The sequence below is a fragment of the Seohaeicola zhoushanensis genome, assembly GCF_014656415.1.
In the GTDB taxonomy this organism is placed as follows: Bacteria; Pseudomonadota; Alphaproteobacteria; order Rhodobacterales; family Rhodobacteraceae; genus Seohaeicola_A; species Seohaeicola_A zhoushanensis.
Map to the genome: position 1 here is coordinate 725,699 of NZ_BNCJ01000002.1, position 15,295 is coordinate 740,993.

At 66.6% G+C, this 15,295-nt stretch carries 12 protein-coding genes and 2 tRNA genes; 7 read left to right on the forward strand and 7 right to left on the reverse strand.

The window, feature by feature from the left end; genetic code table 11:
* Positions 1 to 137 precede the first annotated feature (137 nt).
* Together IE266_RS07555 and IE266_RS07560 are read right to left on the reverse strand one after the other, a co-directional pair.
* Positions 138 to 965 carry a GNAT family N-acetyltransferase gene (locus IE266_RS07555; RefSeq protein WP_189679421.1) on the reverse strand — a complete coding sequence of 276 codons (828 nt, stop codon included), beginning with the start codon at positions 963 to 965 and terminating at the stop codon, positions 138 to 140.
* A complete protein-coding gene (locus IE266_RS07560; RefSeq protein WP_189679422.1) occupies positions 962 to 1,648 on the reverse strand; it encodes a GntR family transcriptional regulator in 687 nt (228 codons plus the stop codon). The genes IE266_RS07555 and IE266_RS07560 overlap by 4 nt, the downstream gene beginning before the upstream one ends.
* Before the next feature lie 238 nt (positions 1,649 to 1,886).
* Here IE266_RS07560 and IE266_RS07565 point away from each other — a divergent pair, with 238 nt between their 5' ends.
* From IE266_RS07565 to IE266_RS07600, 7 genes are all read left to right on the forward strand, one after another.
* Positions 1,887 to 2,861: an ABC transporter ATP-binding protein gene (locus tag IE266_RS07565; protein ID WP_189679423.1), complete on the forward strand. Its 975-nt coding sequence runs from the start codon at positions 1,887 to 1,889 to the stop codon at positions 2,859 to 2,861.
* A 29-nt stretch (positions 2,862 to 2,890) separates the two neighbouring features.
* The gene (locus IE266_RS07570; RefSeq protein ID WP_189679424.1) at positions 2,891 to 4,156 is read left to right on the forward strand and encodes an ABC transporter substrate-binding protein; all 1,266 of its coding nucleotides are present in this window, start codon (positions 2,891 to 2,893) and stop codon (positions 4,154 to 4,156) included.
* 104 nt (positions 4,157 to 4,260) lie between these two features.
* Complete coding sequence (locus IE266_RS07575) at positions 4,261 to 5,157, forward strand: ABC transporter permease (RefSeq protein WP_373310530.1); 897 nt, start codon at positions 4,261 to 4,263, stop codon at positions 5,155 to 5,157.
* A 2-nt stretch (positions 5,158 to 5,159) separates the two neighbouring features.
* On the forward strand, positions 5,160 to 5,996 hold the full coding sequence (locus IE266_RS07580) for an ABC transporter permease (protein ID WP_189679425.1): 837 nt from the start codon (positions 5,160 to 5,162) through the stop codon (positions 5,994 to 5,996).
* Positions 5,997 to 6,641: an aspartate/glutamate racemase family protein gene (locus IE266_RS07585; protein ID WP_189679426.1), complete on the forward strand. Its 645-nt coding sequence runs from the start codon at positions 5,997 to 5,999 to the stop codon at positions 6,639 to 6,641.
* A 69-nt stretch (positions 6,642 to 6,710) separates the two neighbouring features.
* Positions 6,711 to 8,690, forward strand: a complete 1,980-nt coding sequence (locus tag IE266_RS27280) for an aminotransferase class V-fold PLP-dependent enzyme (RefSeq protein WP_373310531.1) — start codon at positions 6,711 to 6,713, stop codon at positions 8,688 to 8,690.
* A gap of 237 nt (positions 8,691 to 8,927) precedes the next feature.
* On the forward strand, positions 8,928 to 10,229 hold the full coding sequence (locus IE266_RS07600; RefSeq protein ID WP_189679427.1) for a calcium-binding protein: 1,302 nt from the start codon (positions 8,928 to 8,930) through the stop codon (positions 10,227 to 10,229).
* A 159-nt stretch (positions 10,230 to 10,388) separates the two neighbouring features.
* Here the strand turns inward: IE266_RS07600 and IE266_RS07605 are convergent.
* The 5 genes from IE266_RS07605 to IE266_RS07625 form a co-directional block, all read right to left on the reverse strand.
* Positions 10,389 to 10,463 (reverse strand) — tRNA-Gly (locus IE266_RS07605).
* A gap of 95 nt (positions 10,464 to 10,558) precedes the next feature.
* Positions 10,559 to 10,633: transfer RNA gene (locus IE266_RS07610), tRNA-Gly, on the reverse strand.
* A 78-nt stretch (positions 10,634 to 10,711) separates the two neighbouring features.
* Positions 10,712 to 11,236, reverse strand: coding sequence for a DUF1697 domain-containing protein (locus IE266_RS07615; protein ID WP_189679428.1), 525 nt, complete (start codon positions 11,234 to 11,236; stop codon positions 10,712 to 10,714).
* The gene (locus IE266_RS07620) at positions 11,233 to 11,622 is read right to left on the reverse strand and encodes an MAPEG family protein (RefSeq protein ID WP_189679429.1); all 390 of its coding nucleotides are present in this window, start codon (positions 11,620 to 11,622) and stop codon (positions 11,233 to 11,235) included. The genes IE266_RS07615 and IE266_RS07620 overlap by 4 nt, the downstream gene beginning before the upstream one ends.
* A gap of 213 nt (positions 11,623 to 11,835) precedes the next feature.
* Entirely contained in the window at positions 11,836 to 15,279 is a 3,444-nt protein-coding gene (locus tag IE266_RS07625; protein WP_189679430.1) for a pyruvate carboxylase, read from the reverse strand.
* Positions 15,280 to 15,295 lie beyond the last annotated feature (16 nt).

The window sequence follows — 15,295 nt, forward strand, 5'->3', positions numbered from 1 at the left end:
GGCACGGGACAGGTCTGGGGATAGTTCGGGATAAAGCTGTGCAAAACTCTGTAAATCAAGCGATATCAGTGGCTTGCGGCCAATAACTTGACCGCCGCCTTAGCCCGGCCCCCGATCCGGCCACCAGCGCGGGGAAATCAGCCGAGTTCCATGGTGGCGATGGCCTGCAGGGACGGGCCGGGCACCGGGGCCGGGCCGCGATACATGCGGGCGGTCTCGAAGGTCACGGCAAAGCCCAGATTCGCGAGCTGGGCGGCAAGCTTTGCATTGGCGGCAGGCAGGTCGATGATGACCCGCTCGGCCGGCACCGCGCCAAGGCCCGCGCGGATGAGGGCGAGCGCGTCTTCGGCGGAATCGGCCACAACCGGGCCGATCTTCACCCCCTCGCGGCAGCGGCGCAGGGTGGCGAAACCCTCGATCCGCGCCAGGCCGCGCAGGACGACGGTTTCGCGGTCGGGGGCCTTGGCGAACCAGGCGGCGGCGAAACGGGGACGGTCGACGCCGTTCGCCGCCGCGTCGAGCTGGGCGAGGGTGTCGAGGTCCTCCCCGGTGGCCGGGGTGATATGGCCATGCGCCGCGCCGTCGAGGCTGCCCTCGAAGCGGCGGGTCGCGCCGGTGAGGACAAAGCCCGAGCGAGCGTAATTGGCCTGCTGCGCCGCCACGCCGTCGAGGCCGACGGTGCGGTCGCCCGCGTGGTCGAGCGCGTGTTTCCACAGCGCGTAACCGATGCCCTTGCCGCGAAAGTCGGGGCGGCAGAGATAGAGGCCGAGGAAAGCGAAGTCCTTGGCGTGGTTCACCACCGAAATGGCGGCGACGGCTTCGCCATCGGCCTCGGCCATGAAGAACCCCTCGGGGTCGGCGGCATGGAAGGCGGCGGCATCGTCGAGCCCGGGGTTCCAGCCCTCGGCGGCGGCCCAATCGAGCATCAGCGCGACCTCTTCGGCGGTGGCGGTGCGGCAGGTCATCGGGCCAGCGCCTCGCGCAGCGAGCCGGGCATCGAGGTGATGTTGCGCAGGTCGAGCGATGTGACCAGGTCGAGCAGGTGTTGTTTCATCAGGTCTTCGGCGAGGGTGCCGTCCTTGTTCTCGAAAGCGGTGATCAGGGCGTTGTGGGCGTGGCTCTCGCACATGGCGGCGCGGCGCTGCCAGTACAGCGCGATGATGAGCGACGAGCGGGCGACCAGTTCCGAGATGAAGGCCTCGATGGTGGCCTGGTCGGCCATGCGGGCGATCTCGATATGGAACTGGCCCGACAGATGCAGTGCCTTGCCGTGCTCGCCGGCGGCGAGCGCGGCATGTTCGTCGCGGATATGCGCGCGCAGGATCGCCATGGATTCGGGCGTGCTGCGCTCGGCGGCGGAGCGCGCGGTGCGCGGTTCCAGCAGGGCACGCGCCTCGAAGACCTCGCGCGCCTCGCGCACGGTCGGTTGCGCGACAAAGGCGCCCCGGTTGCGGCGGTGTTCGACAAGGCGGCGGTGGCCAAGGCTTTGCAGCGCGGCGCGCACCAGGGTGCGGCTTATGCCGTAGACCTCGCCCAACTCGTCCTCGCCCAGCTTGGTGCCGGGTGGCAGGCGGTGTTCGTGGATCGCCCGCTCGAGATCGGTCGCCACGGTTTCCACCGTCCAGGGGGGCATTTGCATATGGTTCATCACGCCAACTCCGTTGCGGATGATTCTGCTCGGAACCACCGCCAAGAGCAAGGCGGAGCGGCCCTGATGGATTGGAGACGAGATTGTATACATAATTGTGCTTGATAATGCGCACAAGCGATGTTCATCTGCTTAAATGCTGGGCAGTTGCGGATATTCGCGCCGCATCAGGCCGAATTTTCTGAGTCTCCGGCGATGTGACGCGACAGACTTGGGCAACGACGGCAGCGGGGCGAACATGCGGACAGGAAACGATCTGGAACTGGTGCATCTGACCAAGCGCTATGGCGACACCGTGGCGGTCAGGGACATCAACCATGTCTTCGCGCCGGCCAGCTATGTCTGCCTGCTGGGGCCCTCGGGCTGCGGCAAGTCCTCGACCCTGCGGATGATCGCCGGGCACGAGAGCGTCAGCGAAGGCTCGATCCTGCTCGACAAGTCGGACATCTCGGCGATGCCACCGGCCAGGCGCGGCACGGCGATGATGTTCCAGAACTACGCGCTGTTCCCGCATCTGAACGTGCGCGACAACGTCGCCTTTTCGCTGCGGATGAAGGGTGTCGACCGCGAAGCGCGCCACAAGCGGGCGAACGAATTGCTGGCGCTGGTGCATATGACCCAGTTCGCCGACCGGCTGCCGGCGCAGCTCTCGGGCGGGCAGCAGCAGCGGGTGGCGCTGGCGCGCGCGCTCATCACCGAACCGAAGGTGCTGCTGCTGGACGAGCCGCTCTCGGCGCTCGACCCCTTCCTGCGGATCCAGATGCGGGCCGAGCTGAAGCGGCTGCAGCGCGAATTGGGGATCATCTTCATCCACGTCACCCACGGCCAGGACGAGGCCCTGGCGCTGGCCGACGAGGTGGTAGTGATGAACAACGCCGTGATCGAGCAGGCGGGGCCGCCGCGCGAGGTCTGGGGCGCGCCGAAGACCGAGTTCGTGGCGCGCTTCATGGGCGGGCACAATGTCATAAGCTTCAACGGCGGCAAGGTCGCGGTGCGCGCCGACGAGGTGCGGCTGGCCGAGACCGGCGTGCCGGCGGTGCTGACCTCGGTCGAATACCAGGGTGCGACGGTGGCCGTTTCGGCCCGCACCGAGGCGGGCGAGGAGATCTTCGCGATCCTGCCCGAGGACGCCTATTTCAAGTCACCGAAATCGCCGGGCGAGGGCGTGACGCTCGCCTGGGATGAGGGGCGGATGCACCGCCTCCTAGCCTGAACATCACTCGCAACAGGGGAAAGAAGACCATGTCCAAGATGAGATACAGCCGCCGCATGGTGCTGAAGGGTGGCGTCGCCACCGTGGCCGCGACCGCGCTTCCGGCGCCGATGGTCTGGGCGCAGGACATCAAGAACATCACGCTGCGCCAGTTCGGCACCGGCGTGTCGAACCTCAACGACGTGGCCAAGAAGGTGAAGGAAGACCTTGGCTTCACACTGGAGATGACGGCGCTGGATTCCGACTCTGTGACCCAGCGCGCGGCGACGCAGCCCGACAGCTTCGACATCGCCGACATCGAATACTGGATCTGCAAGAAGGTCTGGCCGACCGGCAACCTGCAGGCGATGGATACCAGCAAGATCAAGAACTACGACAAGATCGTCGGCATCTTCCGCTCGGGCAAGCTGACGCCCGAGAGCGTGATCGCGCAGGGCACAGCGCCGCATTCGGTCGGCTTCGTCGACGGGCCGGACGGCACCAGCTTCGCCAAGGAAGAGACCGGCTGGATGACGCTGATCCCGACGATCTACAACGCCGACACGCTGGGCATCCGCCCCGACCTGATCGGCCGTCCGATCGAGAGCTGGGCCGAGCTGCTGAACCCCGAGTTCAAGGGCAAGGCCTCGATCCTCGACATCTCGTCCATCGGGATCATGGACATGGCGATGGTCTGCGAGGCCATGGGCGAGATCAAATATGCCGACAAGGGCAACATGACCCGCGAGGAGATCGACAAGACCATCGGCATCTTCACCGAGGCGAAGAAGGCCGGGCAGTTCCGGGCGTTCTGGAAGACCTTCGATGAATCGGTGAACCTGATGGCCTCGGGCGAGGTGGTGATCCAGTCGATGTGGTCGCCGGCAATCACCGCGGTGAAGTCGCGCGGCATTCCCTGCGTCTACCAGCCGCTGAAGGAAGGCTATCGCTCCTGGGGCGGCGGCATCGGCCTGTCGAAGTCGTTGACCGGGCTGCCGCTGGATGCGGCCTACGAATACATCAACTGGTATCTCTCCGGCTGGGTCGGCGGCTACCTGATGCGGCAGGGCTATTACTCGGCGGTGCCCGAGACCTCGAAGGAGTTCATGACCGCCGACGAATGGGGCTACTGGTTCGAGGGCAAGGCCGCGACGGGGGACATCACCTCGCCGACCGGCGACAAGCTGGCGGGCGCGGGCGATACCCGCGACGGCGGCGACTTCTACGAGCGCATGGGCCGCGTGGCCTGCTGGAACGCCGTCATGGACGAGAACCAGTACATGGTCCGCAAGTGGAACGAGTTCATCGCCGCGTAAGGCGGTGATGCGGGGGGCTAGGGTCTCCCGAGAAGAAAAGCGGGGGGCTGTCTGCCCCCCGCACCCCCCGAGGAATATTTAGAGCAAAAGGAAGGGCAGAGGTCTTGTCCGAAGGCGTGAGTGAGGCGGTGGCGCCGAAGGCGGCGTGGCGGCCGGGGAACGATCTGACCGGCTGGTTGCAGGCGGCGCCGCTGACGCTGATCCTGCTGGCCTTCCTGCTGGCGCCGATCGCCATGATCGTGGTGGTCAGCTTCTGGGGCGCCACCGAATTCTCGATCTACCCGGATTTCCAGTTCGACAACTACGCCTTCCTCTTCGGCTCGGAGGTGACCTACCGGGTCTTCCTCGCCACCTTCAAATATGCCTTCATCACCTGGGCCTTCACGCTCGCCATCGGCTTCACGGTGGCCTATTTCCTGGCCTTCCACATCCGCTCGCAGCCGATCCAGATCGCGCTTTTCCTGGTCTGCACGATTCCGTTCTGGACCTCGAACATCATCCGCATGATTTCTTGGATCCCCTTCCTGGGCCGCAACGGCATCGCCAACCAGACGCTGATCGACTGGGGGCTGATCGACCAGCCGCTGGAGTGGCTGCTCTATTCCGACTTCTCGGTGATCCTGGCCTTTGTCCACCTCTACACGCTGTTCATGGTGGTGCCGATCTTCAACACGATGGTGCGCATCGACCGCGCGCTGCTCGAGGCGGCGCGCGACAACGGGGCGAGCGGATTGCAGACGCTGGTGCATGTGATCCTGCCGCTGACCAAGCCGGGCATCATGATCGGCACCATCTTCGTGGTCACGCTGGTGATGGGCGATTTCATCACCGTGCGCTTCATGTCCGGCTCGCAGCGCGCCAACGTGGGGCGGCTGATCTCGAACGACATCGGGCTGCTGCAATACCCCTCGGCCGCCGCCACCGCCGTGGTGCTGCTGCTGACGGTGCTGATCGTGATCGGCATCCTGCTGCGCTTCGTCAACATCCGGAAGGAGCTGTGAGCATGGAGAAACGTCCCTTCAGCTTCTACCTGCTCGCGGCCTTCTTCGCGCTCTTCGTGCTGTTCCTCTACGGGCCGACCATCACCATCGGCATCCTCAGCTTCCAGGGGCCGCAGGGCGGGCTGACATTCCCGATGCGCGGCGTTTCGTTGCACTGGTTCCGCGACCTGTTCGAGGAGCAGGCGGTGGGCGACATCTGGGGCGCGTTCCGGCGCAGCCTGGTCCTTGGCCTGCTGGTCATGGTCGCCACCGTGGTCTTCTCGGTGATGGCGGGGCTGGCCTTCCGCAAGCGGTTCCTTGGCTCGGGCGTGCTCTTCTATGTCGCCATCACCTCTCTGGTGATCCCTTCGATCCTGATCTCGCTGGGGGTCGGGCTGATCTTCAACCAGTTGGGGCTGAAGGTGCATTGGGCGACCAGCGGGTTCGGCTCGCAGCTGACCTGGACGCTGCCCTTCGGCCTGCTCATCATGTTCGCGGTGTTCAACCGCTTCGACAAGAGCTTCGAGGAGGCGGCGCGCGACCAGGGGGCGACGGCCTGGCAGACCATCCGCCACGTCGTACTGCCGATCATCGCGCCCTCGCTGATCGGGGTGGCGCTCTTCGGCTTCACCCTGTCCTATGACGAATTCGCGCGGACACTGCTGACCGCGGGAAGCTACAACACGCTGCCGCTCGAGGTCTTCGGGATGACCACCAACGTGACCTCGCCGGTGATCTATGCGCTGGGCACGCTGACCACGCTGTTCTCCTTCGCGATCATCGGGGTCTTCCTGCTGGCGGCCTGGGTGATGGCCAGGCGGCGGGCGCGGCGCGGATCCGATGCGGGCAAGGGCGTGTGAATGAAGATCCTCTATATCAACCCGAACTCCACCCATTCGATGACGGAGGGAATTGTCGCGGCGGCGCGGGCGGCCTGCCCGGAGGCCGAGATCGCCGGCGTGACCAATGCCGCCGGGCCGGCCTCGATCGAGGGGCCGGCGGATGGCGATGCGGCGGTGCCGGGGGTGCTGGCCGAAGTCGCGCGCGCCGAGGCTGATGCCATCGTCATCGCCTGTTTCGACGACACCGGCCTCGCCGAGGCGCAGGCGGCGGCGCAGGTGCCGGTGCTGGGGATCGGCCAGGCGAGCTATCTGATGGCGGCGCTGATGGGGCGGCGGTTCGGCGTGGTGACCTCGGTTGCGGCGGCAATCCCGGTGATCGAGGGCAATATTGCCGCGGCGGGCTTTGGCGCCAATTGCGCCGGGGTACGGGCGAGCGGGCTGGCGGTCCTGGCGATCGACGAGGGCTCGGAGGCGGTGCGGGCGCATCTGGCGGCCGAGATCCTGCGGGCGCGGGACGCGGGCGCGCAGGCGGTGGTGCTGGGCTGCGCCGGCATGGCCCCGCTGCGCGGCGATCTCGCCAAGCGGACCGGCGTGGCGCTGATCGACGGGGTCGCGGCCTCGGCGCAGCTGGCGGTGGCGGCAGCGGGCTACGCAAGGCTCTGAGCGGCTTGCCCCCGCGCGGAGGCGGTCTATGGTGATCCGGCCCGAGAGGCGGGCCTGACGGGGGGAGCCATGCAGTCCAATTCCAGCGCGGGGGGATATTTCCTCTATCATTCCATCGGGATGTATCCGGGCAAGGAGGAGGACCTCGCCCGCGCCATGGCCGAATTCGCGCAGGTCTGGGCGGCGCCGAACGACAAGCAATGGGGCTATGTGCTGAGGAAGCGGCAGGATTTCCTGGAACGCTGGGGCCGGCTCATCAATGCGCCCAAGGGCTCGATCACCGCGGTCGACAATGTCACCGAGGGGATGCAGAAGCTGATGCGCGCGCTGCCCGAGGGGCAGCTGCGGGGCAAGCGGGTGCTGGTGGCGGGCGATTGCTTCCCCTCGCTGCATTTCCTGCTGGCGGGGCTGGCGCCCAGGATGGGCTTCACGCTCGACACCGTGCCGCTGCGCGAGGGCGCCTCCTGGGTCGAGACCGAGGATTTCCTGGATCGCTGGGGCAGGGACGTCGGGCTGGCGCTGCTGACCTGGGTGACCTCGACGGCCTCGTCGAAGATGGACTACCCGGCGCTGGTGGCGCATGGCCGCGAGATGGGCAGCCTGCTGGTGGCGGACATCACGCAGGGGGCGGGGCTCTTGCCCTTCGACGTGATGAACCCCAAGGTCGATTTCGTGCTGACCACCAGCCTCAAGTGGATGTGCGGCACGCCGGGGGCGGGCATCCTCTATGCCGACAAGGCGCTGCTGCCCGAGTTGCAGCCCGAGACGCGTGGCTGGTTCAGCCAGAACAACCCGTTCAGCTGGGATCTCGACAAGTTCACCTATGCGCCGGATATCCGCCGTTTCGATTCCGGCACGCCGGGGTCGGTGGCGGCGGTGGCCTCGCTGCCGGCGCTCGACTGGTTCATCACCCAGGACGTGGCCGAGATCGGGGCGCGCAACCGGCGGATGGTGGACCAGATCATCGCCGGGGCCGACCGGCTCGACCTGCCGCTGCTCTCGCCGCGCGAGGCGGCGCGGCGGGGCGGGTCGGTGATGCTGCGCCTGCCGGACAAGGCCGAGGCGGCGGCGATCACCGGGGCGCTGGGGGTCGAGGGCTATTCGGTGGACTTCCGGGGGCAGATCCTGCGGCTCTCGCCCGGCATCGTGACCGAGGAGGACGCCATCGAGGAGGTCTTCGCAATCACCGAGGAGGTGATGCGCCGGCGTCGCGCGCGGTTTGCCGGGCGGGGCGCGGCGGCGGGCCAGGCCGGCGCGGGCGCGCTGGGTCAGCTGGGCGCGGCGCTGCTGAGCGGGGCGGTCAGGGTGGTCGACCTGACGGCGCAGCTGGGCCCCGAGACGCCGCTGCTGCGGCTGCCCAAGGACATCGCGAAGAACACGCCGCGCGTGGTGGTCCACAAGATCAGCGAATACGACAGGGACGGGCCGTTCTGGGCCTGGAACTGGCTGGAACTGGGCGAGCATTCGGGCACCCATTTCGACGCGCCGCATCATTGGCTGACCGGCAAGGACTTTCCCGACGGCTTCACCGATACGCTCGACGTGCAGCGGCTGGTGGCGCCGGTCAACGTGATCGACTGCTCGGCCGAGGCCGCCGCCGACCCCGATTTCCTGCTGACAGCCGAGGCGGTGAAGGCCTGGGAGGTGAAACACGGCGAGATCGGGCCCGGCGAATGGGTGGTGATGCGCACCGACTGGGACGCGCGGGCGCATGACGAGGAGCTGTTCCTGAACGAGGATCCCGATCCCTTCGAGGACGGCTCGCACAGCCCGGGGCCAAGCACCGATTGCATCGACTACCTGCTGGGCAAGGGCATCGTCGGCTGGGGCACGCAGTGCATCGGCACCGACGCCGGAATGGCGGGCAAGTTCAGCCCGCCCTATCCCGCGCACAACTTCCTGCACCGCGACAACTGCTTCGGCCTCGCCAGCCTCTGCAACCTCGACCAGTTGCCGCCCAAGGGGGCGATCCTGATCGCCACGCCGCTCAAGATCGTCAATGGCACCGGCTCGCCAATCCGTGCCATCGCGCTGGTGCCGGGCGGCTGAGCCGCCCCGCAGCCGGGATCGGCGGTGTTGGACCGTCCGGTCGGATAATTGACGCTACGTCAATTAAGCTTGCCAAGGCGGGCGGTGTTGCCGCAGGCTTTTTCGCGGTGGGACGTCCCTGGAGATTTCAGAGCAAGGCAATAACAGCAGGCCGGTCGTGCCGGTTCAACTTCGATGGAAGGTCCAGGTCTGTCCCCGACTGCGGATCGAAGCGAACGAGCTTTCTCGGAGGGGGCCATGTACGACAACCTTATCGTCGGCGATATCGGCGACAACAACCTGATCGGCACGGAATTCAACGACAATATCAAGGGCAAGCGCGGCTCCGACCGTATCGAGGGCGGCGATGGCGACGACCGGTTGGACGGCAACAACCTGTCGGATGGGCCGGACGGGGCCGACACGCTGATCGGCGGTCTGGGGGATGACCTGTTCATCGCCTCGGCGGGAGCGGATATCTACGACGGCGGCGACGATCAGCACGACGTGGTGAGCTATGCCCATGTCGGCTCGGCGGTGACGGTGAACCTCGCCAACCAGAGCCTGAACGAGGGGCTGGCGCAGAACCAGACCTTCATCGGGATCGACGACCTGATCGGCACCGCCTTCGACGATTTCCTGACCGGGGACGAGTTCAACAACTTCTTCATCGGCGGCGCCGGCAACGACCGGCTGATCGGCGGCTATGGCTATGACAAGCTGGTGGGCGGCGATGGCAACGACTATCTCGACGGCAACAACCTGTCGGACGATTTCGACTATGCCGACGAGCTGATCGGCGGCAAGGGCAACGACTTCATGGTCGCCTCCTGGGGCGCGGATCTCTACGATGGCGGGCTGGGTCGCGACACGGTGAGCTATGCCCATGTCTCCTTCGGGGTGACGATCTCGATGACCGTGCCGGTGATCGTGGGCGGCTTTACCCAAGGCCATACCTTCAAGAGCATCGAGGTGCTGATCGGCACCGATTTCAACGACAACCTCACCGGCGATGACCGCGCCAACGTGCTGAAGGGCGGCGGCGATATCGACGGGCTTTTCGGCATGGGCGGCAAGGACCGGCTGTTCGGCGGCGGGGGCAATGACAGCCTCAACGGCGGCGAGGGGGCGGATTACCTCAACGGCGGGAACGGCAACGACACCCTGATCGACGACGAGGCGGTGGCGGCCAGGGACGTGATGATCGGCGGCGGCGGCAACGACTGGATCGTCGGCGGGCTGGGCAACAACGTGATGAAGGGCGGCGGCGGCAAGGACACGCTGATCATCGAGACCGGCAGCGCCGTCATGTTCGGCGGATTCGGCGCGGATGTGTTCCGCTTCGACGACCAGTTCGGAACGGCGCGGGTGAAGGACTACAACAAGGCGCAGGGCGACCTGATGCAATTCACCGTCCTGGAGGCTACCAATTTTGCCGAGGTGCTGAGCCATGCCTCGGACGTGAACGGCAACGTGGTGATCGACATGGTGGATGGCACCGTGATCATCGAGAACATGGTCATGGCGCAGCTCGACGCGGACATGTTCGTCTTCGTCTGATCGGCGGCCCGTCCGCCTGGGCCTGCGGGGCGGGGGAGGCCCGCGAGAGATGGTTTTCGGGGCAAACGCACGGCCTTGCGGCCTGCGGCGGGTGTCAGCCGCCCTGATCTTTCGGGGGTGTGCGAAGATGAAGTCAACAACGCAAGTCGTTGTTTTGATTGGAGCGGGCGATGAGATTCGAACTCACGACCCTAACCTTGGCAAGGTTATGCTCTACCCCTGAGCTACGCCCGCGTCCGTTTGGTGCGATGGACAGATTCCGACCGGGGCCGGTTGGTCTTCCATCTTTTTCCGGGGTATCCAGTCACCGGGTAAGTGACTGTTTTTATTGGAGCGGGCGATGAGATTCGAACTCACGACCCTAACCTTGGCAAGGTTATGCTCTACCCCTGAGCTACGCCCGCATCCGTAGGGGGCGATTTATAAATAACCGCTCGGGACCACAAGAGGAAAAACGAGCCTCGGCGAAAGATTTTTGAAATTCAGTCGAGAAGGGCTGAAATCGCCCGTGCCGTGCGCAGGTTGCGGCCGGTGAGGCGGGTGCCGAGAACACGCTCCATCCGGGCAGCGAGTCGCGAGCGGCCGATGCCCTCGGGCGCGTCGAGATAGGCGGCGGAGTGGCCAAGCGTGAGGGTCTCGCTTTCGGCGCGGAGCGAGTCGCAGAGCGGCTGGTCAAGTCGCGGCGGGCCGAGCAGCCAGAAGACATGGGCATGGCGCGCGTCCTCGGGGGCGAAGGGGCAGGCGGCGAGGGTTGCCTGGAACTGCGCGGCGGTCTGCACCAGCAGGGCGATGTCGAGGCCATGGCGCCGGTGCAGCGCCTTGGCCAGGTCGGTGGCAAGGGCCTTGGGCGTGCCAGTGGCGCTGAAGACCAGGTTGCCCGAGGCGATATGGGTCCTGGGCTCTTGCCAGCCCAGCGTCTCCGCCGTCGCCCGCAGGTCGGCCATCGGCAGCGTGTTGGCGCCGCCGACGTTGATGCCGCGCAGCAGGGCGACGTGGCGGGCGCTCACAGCAGGGCGTGGCCGAGCAGGCCGAGGGCGGAGAAGACCAGCATGGCGAAGGTGAGGACCATGCCGGGGCCGCGCAGCCGGTGGTCGGGGGTGGTGCCGAGGAAGGCGAGCGCGTGCAGGGTGCGCCCGGCGAGAAGCATCAGCCCGAGCGCGTGCACCGCGATGGCCGGGGCACCCTGGAGTTCGACCAGTAGCAGGAGAATCAGACCCATCGGCGCATATTCGGCGAGGTTGGCGTGGCCGCGGATGCGGGTGACCATCTCGGCCTCGCCGGCATCGCCCAGCGAGGCCTTGAACTTGTAGCGCCCGGCAATCACCCGGGCACTGAGCCAGACGTAGAGAAGGGCTAGGAGGGCGGCGTAGATCGGGGTGACGGCGAGGGTCATCGGAAGTCCTGTGGCTGGGGGTCTGGCCGACAGGATAGCCGCGCCGTAGCGTGGCGCAATGATTGTGCGGGGCTGTCCATCCGTGGACAGGTTTGGCGCGCGCCTGTCCTTGGCTGGACAGGGGGTGTCCCCGGTTGGACAGGCCCGGCGCAGGGCTGTCCATTGCTGGACAGGCGGGAAAAGGGCCCGGCCTTGCGGTCGGGCCCTCGGGGGTCATTCCAGCTCGACGAGCAGGTCCTTGGCGTCGATCTGCGCGCCCGGCGTGACGTGGACGGCCTTGACCACGGCGTCGCGGTCGGCGTGGATGCCGGTTTCCATCTTCATCGCCTCGATGGTCAGCAGCAGGTCGCCGGCCTTGACCTTCTGCCCGACCTGCGCGCCGACGCTTGCTACAACGCCGGGCATCGGCGCGCCGATGTGGTTGGCGTTGCCGCTGGCCGCCTTGGGGCGGGCGGCGGTGGTGGCCTTGACCAGGCGGTTGGGCACCCGGATCACGCGGGGCTGGCCGTTCAGCTCGAAGAACACCCGCACCTCGCCATCCTCGCCGGTCTCGCCCACTGCCTGCAGACGGATCTCCAGCGTCTTGCCAGGGTCGATCTCGGCCGAGATCTCCTCGCCCGGTTCCATGCCGTAGAAGAAGGTCTTGGTCGGCAGCGTGCGCACCGGTCCATAGGTGCGATGGCGGCCCATGTAGTCGAGGAAGACCTTGGGATACATCAGGTAGCCGTTCAGATCCTCGTCATCGACCGCCTTGCCTTCCAGCTCCTTGCTGACCTGGGCGCGGACCTCTTCGAGGTCGACCGGGGGCAGGTGCTTGCCGGGGCGTTCGAGGTTGGGCTTTTCGCCCTTCAGCACCTTCTTCACGATGCCTTCCGGGAAGCCGCCCGGCGGCTGGCCAAGGTTGCCCTTCATCATGTCGACGACGGAATCGGGGAAGGCGACCTCGACATCCGGGTCCTCGACCTGGGCGCGGGTCAGGCCCTGCGAGACCATCATCAGCGCCATGTCGCCAACCACCTTGGACGAGGGCGTCACCTTGACGATATCGCCGAACATCTGGTTCACGTCGGCATACATCTGCGCCACCTCGTGCCAGCGTTCCTCCAGCCCCAGCGAGCGCGCCTGCGCCTTGAGGTTGGTGAACTGGCCGCCCGGCATCTCGTGCAGGTAGACCTCCGACGAGGGCGCCTGCATCCCCGACTCGAAGGCCGCATACTGGCCGCGCACCGCTTCCCAATAGTCCGAGATCTCGCGGATCGCGGCGATGTCGAGGCCGGTGTCGCGCGGCGTGTGGCGCAGCGCCTCGACCACCGACCCGAGGGTCGCCTGCGAGGTATTGCCCGAGAGCGCGTCCATGGCGCAGTCGACCGCATCGACGCCCGCCTCGGCGGCGGCGAGGATCGAGGCGACGGCAACCCCGGCGGTGTCATGGGTGTGGAAGTGGATCGGCAGGCCGACCTCTTCCTTCAGCGCCTGCACCAGCGCGCGGGCGGCGGCGGGTTTCAGCAGGCCCGCCATGTCCTTGAGCCCCAGCACATGCGCGCCGGCGGCCTTCAGGTCCTTGGCCATCTGCACGTAATACTTTAGGTTGTATTTGGCGCGGTTGGGGTCGTTGATGTCGCCGGTATAGCAGATCGTGCCCTCGCAGACCTTGTTGGCCTCGATCACCGCGTCCATCGCCACGCGCATGTTCTCGACCCAGTTCAGCGAGTCGAAGACGCGGAAGACGTCCACCCCGGTCCTGGCGGCCTGGGCCACGAAGGACTGCACCACGTTGTCGGGATAGTTGGTATAGCCGACCCCGTTCGAGGCGCGCAGCAGCATCTGCGTCATCACGTTCGGCATCGCCTCGCGCAGGTCGCGCAGGCGCTGCCAGGGGCATTCCTGCAGGAAGCGGTAGGCCACGTCGAAGGTGGCGCCGCCCCAGCATTCGACGCTGAAGAGCTGCGGCAGGTTGGCGGCATAGGCGGGCGCGACCTTGATCATGTCGATCGAGCGCATCCGCGTTGCCAGCAGCGACTGGTGGCCGTCGCGCATGGTGGTGTCGGTGATCAGCAGCTGGCGCTGCGCCTTCATCCAGTCGGCCACCGCCTGCGGGCCCTTCTGCTCCAGCAGGTTGCGGGTGCCCATGCGCGGTTCCTCGGTGCGCAGGGCCGGCGGGCGCGCCGGTTTCAACTCGGCCGGCGGGCGGGGCCGCGACTTGGTCTCGGGGTGACCGTTCACCGTGATGTCGGCGATATAGGTCAGCACCTTGGTGCCGCGGTCGCGCCGCTTCTGGAACTGGAACAGCTCGGGCGTCGTGTCGATGAACTTGGTGGTGTATTCGTTCGACAGGAAGGTCGGGTGCTTCAGCAGGTTCTCGACAAAGGCGATGTTGGTGCTGACGCCGCGGATACGGAACTCGCGCAGGGCGCGGTCCATGCGGGCGATGGCCATTTCCGGCGTCGGCGCCTTGGCGGTGACCTTGGTCAGCAGCGAGTCGTAATAGCGCGTGATGACCCCGCCGGCATAGGCGGTGCCGCCGTCAAGCCGGATGCCCATGCCGGTGGCCGAACGATAGGCGGTGATGCGGCCATAGTCGGGGATGAAGTTGTTCTGCGGGTCCTCGGTGGTGACGCGGCATTGCAGGGCATGGCCGGTCAGCTTGATGTCGTCCTGGCTGGCCTTGCCGGTGGCCTCGGCGATGGTCTTGCCCTCGGCGATCAGGATCTGTGCGCGCACGATGTCGATGCCGGTCACCTCCTCGGTGACGGTGTGTTCTACCTGGACGCGCGGGTTGACCTCGATGAAGTAGAACTTGCCGTCGGTCATATCCATCAGGAACTCGACGGTGCCGGCGCATTCGTAGTTGACGTGCTTGCAGATGCGATAGCCGAGCTCGCAGATCTCGGCGCGCTGCTCCTCGGTCAGGTAGGGCGCGGGGGCACGTTCCACCACCTTCTGGTTGCGGCGCTGGACCGAGCAGTCACGCTCGAACAGGTGATACATGTTGCCGTGCTTGTCGCCGAGGATCTGCACCTCGACGTGCCGGGCGCGGGTGATCATCTTCTCGAGATAGCCCTCGCCGTTGCCAAAGGCGGCTTCGGCCTCGCGGCGGCCTTCCATGACCTTCTCGGCCAGTTCCTTCTCGCCCTGGATCGGCCGCATCCCGCGCCCGCCGCCGCCCCAGCTGGCCTTGAGCATGAGGGGATAGCCGATCTCGGCGGCCTCCTTGCGGATCGCCTCCATGTCGTCGCCCAGCACCTCGGTCGCCGGGATCACCGGCACGCCGGCGGCAATCGCCACCTTGCGGGCGCTGGCCTTGTCCCCAAGCGCGCGCATGGTGTCGGCCTTGGGGCCGATGAAGGTGATTCCGGCCCGGGTGCAGGCATCGACGAAATCGGGGTTCTCGGACAGCAGGCCATAGCCCGGGTGAATCGCGTCGGCGCCCGAGAGCTTGGCGACGCGGATGATCTCGGGGATGCTCAGGTAGGCCGCCACCGGCCCCAGCCCCTCGCCGATGCGATAGGCCTCGTCCGCCTTGAAGCGGTGCAGGCCCAGCTTGTCTTCCTCGGCATAGACCGCGACGGTCTTCTTCCCCATCTCGTTGGCCGCCCGCATGATGCGGATGGCGATCTCTCCCCGGTTGGCAATGAGGATCTTCGAGAACTCGGTCATCTGGTCTTACTCCCGG

What these genes read in the sequence shown, in the direction of transcription:
- IE266_RS07620 (WP_189679429.1), bottom strand. Translation starts at nt 11,622, where the DNA reads ATGACCCTCGCCGTCACCCCGATCTACGCCGCCCTCCTAGCCCTTCTC.
- IE266_RS07570 (WP_189679424.1), top strand. Translation starts at nt 2,891, where the DNA reads ATGTCCAAGATGAGATACAGCCGCCGCATGGTGCTGAAGGGTGGCGTC.
- IE266_RS07585 (WP_189679426.1), top strand. Translation starts at nt 5,997, where the DNA reads ATGAAGATCCTCTATATCAACCCGAACTCCACCCATTCGATGACGGAG.
- IE266_RS07580 (WP_189679425.1), top strand. Translation starts at nt 5,160, where the DNA reads ATGGAGAAACGTCCCTTCAGCTTCTACCTGCTCGCGGCCTTCTTCGCG.
- IE266_RS07600 (WP_189679427.1), top strand. Translation starts at nt 8,928, where the DNA reads ATGTACGACAACCTTATCGTCGGCGATATCGGCGACAACAACCTGATC.
- IE266_RS27280 (WP_373310531.1), top strand. Translation starts at nt 6,711, where the DNA reads ATGCAGTCCAATTCCAGCGCGGGGGGATATTTCCTCTATCATTCCATC.
- IE266_RS07565 (WP_189679423.1), top strand. Translation starts at nt 1,887, where the DNA reads ATGCGGACAGGAAACGATCTGGAACTGGTGCATCTGACCAAGCGCTAT.
- IE266_RS07625 (WP_189679430.1), bottom strand. Translation starts at nt 15,279, where the DNA reads ATGACCGAGTTCTCGAAGATCCTCATTGCCAACCGGGGAGAGATCGCC.
- IE266_RS07555 (WP_189679421.1), bottom strand. Translation starts at nt 965, where the DNA reads ATGACCTGCCGCACCGCCACCGCCGAAGAGGTCGCGCTGATGCTCGAT.
- IE266_RS07560 (WP_189679422.1), bottom strand. Translation starts at nt 1,648, where the DNA reads ATGAACCATATGCAAATGCCCCCCTGGACGGTGGAAACCGTGGCGACC.